Origin of the sequence: Virgisporangium aurantiacum (assembly GCF_016863635.1) — a bacterium.
Lineage (GTDB): Bacteria > Actinomycetota > Actinomycetes > Mycobacteriales > Micromonosporaceae > Virgisporangium > Virgisporangium aurantiacum.
On record NZ_BOPG01000150.1, the window covers coordinates 1 to 7,005 of the forward strand.

The 7,005-nt window shown below is 67.7% G+C and carries 7 protein-coding genes; 3 read left to right on the forward strand and 4 right to left on the reverse strand.

The features are described from left to right. Positions 1–416, forward strand: a 416-nt coding sequence (locus Vau01_RS62545) for an MraY family glycosyltransferase (protein WP_506021024.1), incomplete at its 5' end; no start/stop codon positions are given. Between the two features lie 575 nt (positions 417–991). Here Vau01_RS62545 and Vau01_RS62550 read toward each other — a convergent pair. The 4 genes from Vau01_RS62550 to Vau01_RS62565 form a co-directional block, all read right to left on the reverse strand. Next, positions 992–1,957, reverse strand: coding sequence for an alpha/beta fold hydrolase (locus Vau01_RS62550; RefSeq protein WP_204015142.1), 966 nt, complete (start codon positions 1,955–1,957; stop codon positions 992–994). Between the two features lie 93 nt (positions 1,958–2,050). Further along, entirely contained in the window at positions 2,051–2,890 is an 840-nt protein-coding gene (locus Vau01_RS62555; RefSeq protein WP_204015144.1) for an alpha/beta fold hydrolase, read from the reverse strand. Between the two features lie 259 nt (positions 2,891–3,149). Further along, positions 3,150–4,100: a LysR family transcriptional regulator gene (locus tag Vau01_RS62560; protein WP_308440555.1), complete on the reverse strand. Its 951-nt coding sequence runs from the start codon at positions 4,098–4,100 to the stop codon at positions 3,150–3,152. Between the two features lie 218 nt (positions 4,101–4,318). Next, a complete protein-coding gene (locus tag Vau01_RS62565) occupies positions 4,319–4,702 on the reverse strand; it encodes a carboxymuconolactone decarboxylase family protein (protein ID WP_204015157.1) in 384 nt (127 codons plus the stop codon). A gap of 454 nt (positions 4,703–5,156) precedes the next feature. On the opposite strand from Vau01_RS62565, the gene Vau01_RS62570 reads away from it, so the two are divergent. Together Vau01_RS62570 and Vau01_RS62575 are read left to right on the forward strand one after the other, a co-directional pair. Then, positions 5,157–5,993 (forward strand): alpha/beta fold hydrolase, encoded by an 837-nt coding sequence (locus tag Vau01_RS62570; RefSeq protein ID WP_239153130.1) that lies wholly within the window; start codon positions 5,157–5,159, stop codon positions 5,991–5,993. A 93-nt stretch (positions 5,994–6,086) separates the two neighbouring features. Beyond that, positions 6,087–6,887 (forward strand): helix-turn-helix domain-containing protein, encoded by an 801-nt coding sequence (locus Vau01_RS62575; RefSeq protein ID WP_204015160.1) that lies wholly within the window; start codon positions 6,087–6,089, stop codon positions 6,885–6,887. Positions 6,888–7,005 lie beyond the last annotated feature (118 nt).

Sequence of the window (7,005 nt, forward strand, 5' to 3'; positions counted from 1 at the left end):
CCTCCCGCGACCCCCTGGAGATCGCGCTCATAGCCGGTTCCTGTGCCGGCGCGTGCGTCGGGTTCCTGTGGTGGAACACGTCACCGGCAAGAATATTCATGGGCGACACCGGCTCGCTGGCCCTCGGCGCGCTCATCGGCGGCCTGGCTCTGGCCACGAAGACGGTGTTCCTCCTGCCGGTCATCGCGGTGCTGTACTTCATCGTCGCGGTGACGTGGGTGATGCAGATCGGCACCTACCGCACCATCGGTAGACGCATCTTCCGGATGGTGCCGCTGCACCACCACTTCGAGCTGGCCGGATGGAGCGAGGTCAACGTCGTAATCCGGTTCTGGATCGCCGCCGGGCTGGGAGTGGCGGCCGCACTGGGCCTGTTCTACGCCGACTTCCTCCGGGTGATGAGCGGCGCGTCCTGATGACCTGACAGCGGGCAGCGGGTGCTGGTCGCGAGGGCGATGGCCGGTGCGGCGTCCGCGCGGCCGTTGCACGCCGCCGGCCGAGGTCACCCTCGATGAAGAGCGAGATCTCTGACCAGCGGCGGCATCCTATCCAGCAGCCGACGCCTCCACATGATCCCGTGCACGCTCTTCGGCTACGATGTGCGCGCGTTGACGAGCGTATGCGGCGCCACCGCTTCCGTCACGGCGTGTGATGCCTGGCGGTGCCTTCCAGCCGGTCCTTGCCGGCGGCGTGCTATCCGGCTGGGCTGCCAGCGTGGCGTCTGCAATCAGTTCGACCCGATGCGGTCCGGTATCTCCGCCGTGGAAGACAGGCCGGGTCGGGGTTCCTGGTCCGGTGTCAACGGTAGCGGTGGTGGACGATGGCCAGTGCCCGTCGACGGTCACCGCGACTCCGGTTAGGAACTGCAACCCGCCGATCACCCGGGAGAACGTGGCGCTCATGGGCAGAAGCGGCTGCCGCACTCGCAGCGTCAAGTGTGACCGGGCAATCGGCTGCGTGAGCCGCAACGGACACATGGCTGACCCGCGGTTCAGCCGCCTGCGAAGAAGTCGAGGTAGGCCTGGGCCAGGGCGACCGGGTTCTCCAGCGCGATGTTGTGACCGGACGCGGGGATGACGGCGCCGCGGACGTCGTGGGCCACTTGCGCCAGCTGTTTGGATACGTCGTCCCCGAGATAGGCCTGCGCGCCGACGGCCAGGACCGGGCAGCTGATCGGGTCGGCGTAGTGTGGCCGGTTCTGTTCGGCGTCGGTCTGGCGGGCGCGGTACATCTCCAGGATGGCCCTGGTGCCGCCCGGCTGCTCGGCCGAGTGCACAATTTCGTCGACGTCCTCCTCGGCCAGCGCGCTGGGGTCCCACATCTGGCGTCTGGCGTACCAAGTCCAGAACGGCCGCTCCCGCCCGGCCAGCAGCAGCTCGGGCAGGTTCGGCAGGCTGAAGAAGCTGAAGTGCCAGCCGGTGCGGACGTCGTCGGCGGCGAGCGAGGGGTCCTGTTCGCCGCCTGGCAATCCTGGGCCGGCCGGCAATCCTGGTAGGAGCGTTTCCTGGAACACCAGTTGCTGCACCCGGGGCCGGTGGAAGGCGGCGACGGCGTAGGCGATGGCCGCTCCCCAGTCCTCACCGGCGACGCGGAACTGGTCGAAGCCCAGGTGGGTGGCCAGTTCGGCGACGTCACCGGCCATCGTGGCGGTGTCGTAGCCGGTCAGGGGACGCTGGGAGCCGCCGGATCCTCGGTTGTCGACCGTGATGACGGTGTAGTGCGGGGTCAGCAGCGGCACGACGTGGCGCCAGTACGACATGGTCTTCGGCACGCCGTGCAGCAAGAACACCGGCTCGCCGGCGCCGCCGATCGCGTAGTGGATCTCCACGCCGTTGACCTTGGGCTTGCCGTGTGTGAGCCGGACTCCGGCGTGGTCAGTGAGGTTCATCTCGGCGAACTCCTTCTTCTCTTCGGCCGTGTCGGCGCCGACCGGGTGGTGGATCTTCCGGAGCGGCATTTCTGCATCCTCATCTGTCCGTATTGACTCGGTTGAGCTGGTCGATTCGTTGTTGGGGCGGGTTGCTCCGCGACCGGAGGCGGGGGTTTCGTGTCAGTCGCGGAGGAATTCCAGCGCCTGCGCCACGAACAGGTCGTGGTGTTGGAAGATGCCGCCGTGGCCGGAGTCTGGGTAGATGCTGAGCTGGGCGTGGGGCAGCAATTGGGCGAGGTGGAGCGAGCTGCTCGTCGGGAGCATCGTGTCGTTGTCGCCGTTGACGACCAGGACGGGCTTGTCCACGTTTGTCAGGCCTATGGGCGAGGTGCCCTGCTCCCACTTCGTGAGGGCGGTGATCTGGGCGCCGATCGTGTCGTTGGATACAGGTGCGTCGCGGACCTCGGTGCGTTCGTCCAGACGGGCGAGGAAGGCGTCCGCGGCGGCTTGGCTGGTCGCGGTCGGCGAGAAGAACAGGAAGTGCTTGGGGTGCTTGCCCTGGGCGCCGGCCTTCTCCAGGGCAGCCTGGAGTATGGCACCCGTGGAGGCAGGCCCCGGGTCACCGGCGGGTGCGGTGCCGGCCAGGATGACCCGGCGGACCAGGTCGGGCCGCTGCTGGACGATCAGCTGGGCGACCATGCCGCCCAGGGAGAAGCCCAGCAGGTCGACCGTGCTCAGCCCGAGCACCCGCAGAAACGCGATGGCGTCGCCGGCCATGGCCTCGATGCTGTCGGGGGTGGTGCCGCCTGAGCCGCCGACGCCCCGGAGATCGACCAGGATGACGCGCCGCTCGGCGGCAATGCCGTCGACCACGGCGGGGTCCCAATCGTCGAGTACGGCGGTGAAATGATGCAGGAACACCACCGGGATACCTGTGGTTGGGCCCACCTCGCGGTAGGCGAACGGGGTCCGCTCGACCTCCACGGTCTTGGTGACGACACTCTTACTGGTTGAATACATTCCGCTGGCTCTTTCTCTCGGTCCGCGTCGGTGTTGACGCTGTGGTTGCGCTCATCCGTGGCCGGCGGCCGTGGGGGCCGGCGTCCACGGTCGGCATGGAAGTTTCGCCCGGTACAACCGCGCCTCCGTTGCCGCCGATGTCGCCTGCGTCGCACCTGTCTCAGATGGAGTCCATCTGACGATCAGATGGGTGCCATGAGCGCACCGGCAGCCGCGCCACTTCCGAGCCGACAGGGATGCGTTGGCCAACAGGCGCCGGTTAGCTGCCCGCGGGGTGGATGCGCAGCATCTGATCGGCGAACCGCCGTGCTGCCGGACTGGTCTCGCCCACCGAGGGCAGGATCAGGTAGATGTGCCTTTCCAGACGCACGCCCTCAACCGCGATGAGCCGCAGAACGCTGTCTGGTCCGGTCAGCACCGGGTACTGCAGGCCGACTGGAGCGAAGCCGACACCGACGCCTGCGCTGACCAGCTCGAGGAACAGTTCCCAGTCGCCGACCTCACAGACGACGCGGCGCGGTATTCCTTCGCCGGCGAACGCGGCGTCACTCAACAGGCGAGCCGTCCACCCGGGGGGTACCTCGACGAACCGCTCGTTGGCGAGTTGTCTCATGTCGACCTCAGCTCGCTCCGCCAGGCGGTGATCAGCACGGCAGACGAGGTGCAGCGGCTCTCGGGCCAGGCGGGTCATCCGGACGCCCGGGACCTGGCTGACCGCGGGTCCGATCACGCAATCCAGTTCTCCCGTCTCGACCATCGAGATCATCGCCAACGCGGGCGCGTACCGCAGGCGCAGGTCGATGCCGGGATGATCGCGAGTGAACTCGCCGAGATAGGAAGCGAACGGCACCAGATGCTGCGCGGAGAGCGAGACGCCGAGGCGCAGTGTGCCGATGAGTACGTCACGGGTGTGGTGTACGGCCTGTTCCGCCTGCGCAGCACTGGTCAAGGTCCGGCGAGCCGGGCCCACCAACGCCTCGCCAGCCGCGGTAAGTCGGACGGGCCTGGTTCCGCGGACGTAGAGGGGCGTACCCAGTTCGCGTTCGAGGGCCTGGAGCGAGTTCGACAGGCCTGACTGCACGATGAGCTCGCGCTTGGCGGCGCGGGTGATGCTGCGTTCCTCGACCAACGCCAGGAAGTGACGTAGCTGTCTGAGTTCCATCGGCCACCGCCTCGATGCCTGAATTGCAGCATATCTGGACAGTGTCATCTGTCAGGCAGATGCTGTGGATCTGTGCGCACTGCCGACTCGGTGTGTCCCCGGGAGGCACCGCGGTACCGGCCGAGATAGGCCGACACCGCTACAGGCAGCAGAGACTGGTCGACGCAGACCTGATGAGGACTGCGAAGACGAAGAGGCAGTCATATCCCACCGTGTCACACCACTCGATCAACACCAGCGCTCTCGCGGCGGCAAATGACGACGTCTTACGCGTGATCTTCCGCGAACACCTCCAACGCGACCTGGTAGCTGTCGAACGCCCGTGCCGCACCGGCATATGCCTCGAGATGAATGAACAACTCGACGATCTCGTCCCTCGTGACACCGTTGTTGAGCGCGATCCGAAGCTGACCGCGCAACGGTTCACGAGTGCCAAGAGTGGCCGCGATGGTCACCGAAACCAGCGCACGGCTTCGAGTGTCGAGACCCGGCCTGGACCAGGAATCGCCGAACGCATGCTGAGTTGCCAAACGACGGAAGTCATCGCCCGACTCCGGTTCTCCACGGCCCAGCGGCAGTTCGAGCGGCTTGCCCAACAACTCGGCTGCCTTCTCAAAGGCCGCTGCAGTCGCGGCATCTCTGTACTCCATTGACGTCCCATCTGCTACAACCCGAGACCGGATATCATTTTTCCCGCACCGCCAGATGGTATCGACCGATGGTGCTCGATACGCGCTCATCGGCTCCGGATGCGCGTGCGCGGGGCAGTTTCATGTCAGTGCGTCGATCTTTTGGTGCGGCGGTCGGTACCTGCGTGTCCTGACTGCGCTCCGGTCTGCTCATGCTGGTGGTGGTTGGTTGCCGGTCCGTCTTCCCGGCCTACTCCGCCCCAGGCAGCGAACAAGCCGCGTTCGTGGCCGAGATAACCGTGGCCGAGAGCCGAACCCGGCCGCGGCCTCGGTGACGACCCCGCCCGAGTTGGGCGGCCACGGCCACGAGGAATCGCCTCGCACCAGGCCGCGTCAGCTCAGGGTGGGCCCCGGCCCACTCCACGACGACATTTGTCCAAGACTGATAGCCGGCAGCCCATGCATCATCCCCTACATGAGTGAGTACGACGTTGAGCATTTGCATGGGATGCACGTGGCTCACGACGGCCCACGGCAGGCGCCGGCGCTGTTGCTCATTCACGGATCGGGGTTCTCGGGCGCTTCCTGGAGCCCGGTGGTCCCGGCACTGGCCGGTCACCATCACGTCATCCGGGTCGACCTCCCGGGCTGCGGCCAGTCCCCGCCCGCGCTGTCATACAACGTGCCCGTTCAGGCGGGCCGGGTGGCGGCGGTGCTCGACGACCTCGGCCTTCCTCGGGTCACAACGGTGGGGCACTCCAGCGGCGGCTACATCGCGACCGCGCTTGCCGAACAGCGCCCCGACCTGGTGAGGTCGCTCGCGCTGATCAGCAGCGGCCCGAGTCCCGATGCGCTCCTTCCGCAGCCGTTGCTTCTTCGGGTCCTGTTGGCCCCGCCTCTCGGCCCGCTCCTGTGGTCGAGGCGTTCGGACGCGATGATCCGCAGGGGGATAAGCGCGACGTGCGCTCGCCCCGTGGATATCCCAGACGACTTGGTCGCCGATGTACGGGGCACCACGTACCGCACGTTCAGGACGGTGCTGCGCCGAAACACCGCGTACATCGCCCAGCGGAGCGTGCCCGAACGTCTCGCCGCCCTCGAAGTCCCAATGCTGGTGATCTTCGGCACCGCCGACCGCCGCTGGGAGCCGTCGTCGGCGCACCGGTACGACGCGGTGCCGAACGCGCGGGTCGAACTGCTGCCCGGCGTCGGGCACATACCCATGTTCGAAGCGCCCGAGAGGACCGGCGAACTGCTGCTGGGCTTCACGGCAACAGTCGCTGACACCCCGCCGGTGAACCCTCAGACTTAGACTGGTCATGTGCTATCGACCGGGACACCACCCGACTGGGCGTGGGTGGACGTCGCAGTCCCGCGCCCGTCAGGTCGGCTGCCGGGGATCAGCATGGCCGGGTTCCGCCAACGTGGCCCCGCACTCGTGGACATCGCCATGGTCGCGCACCCATCCGTCACCCTGCTCGTCGACCTGAGCGAGGGCGAAGGCCTCGTCTACGACACCCATGGCCGGCACGAGCGCGGCAATGTCGTCATCGGGCTCCTCCCCGGCGATCTTCGGGCAACTGGCCGGGGGGTCGGCGAGTGCCTCCAGATCCGGCTGGAACCGGTCGCGGCCGCTGCGGTGCTCGGCGCATCAACCGAACTCAGCGGGACGATGGTATCCCTCGAGGATGTCTGGGGCCGCGACGCCGGGCGAGCCGAGGACAGGCTGCGCGCCGCCGCGTCGTGGGACGAACGGTTCACGATCGCGGAGGAAATCCTCGGCCGACGGCTGGGCGCCCGCCCACCGGTCGATTCGGAGGTCGCCTACACCTGGCGGCGGACGCTCACCAGTCGGGGGCGGGTGCGGGTCGACGGTCTGGCGGACGAGGTCGGCTGGAGCCGCAAGCGCCTGTGGTCCCGCTTCCGGTCCCAGCTCGGCATCACGCCCAAACGCGCCGCCCGACTGGTGCGGTTCGACCACGCCGCCCACCTTCTCGCGGCGGGTCACGCCGCCGCCAGCGTTGCCACCGAGAGCGGCTACGTCGACCAGTCCCACCTCTACCGCGAGGTCAAGGCGTTCGCCGGGCTTACGCCCGCGGCCGTGGCCGTCGCGCCGTGGCTCGCCATTGACGACGTTGCGTGGCCGGCTTCATCGCCAACCCGGAGCCCTGTGACGGGTGGCGAACACATCTCCGACCTTCGTTGAACAGCCTGCCTGCCACGATCTGGCTCCCACGGGCCGCGCAGATTGAGAAACCCGCCGTGTCAGGGCAGTTTCGTCCGCGGCCAGCCGCTGCAATAGCGACCGCAAAGCGCACTCTCAT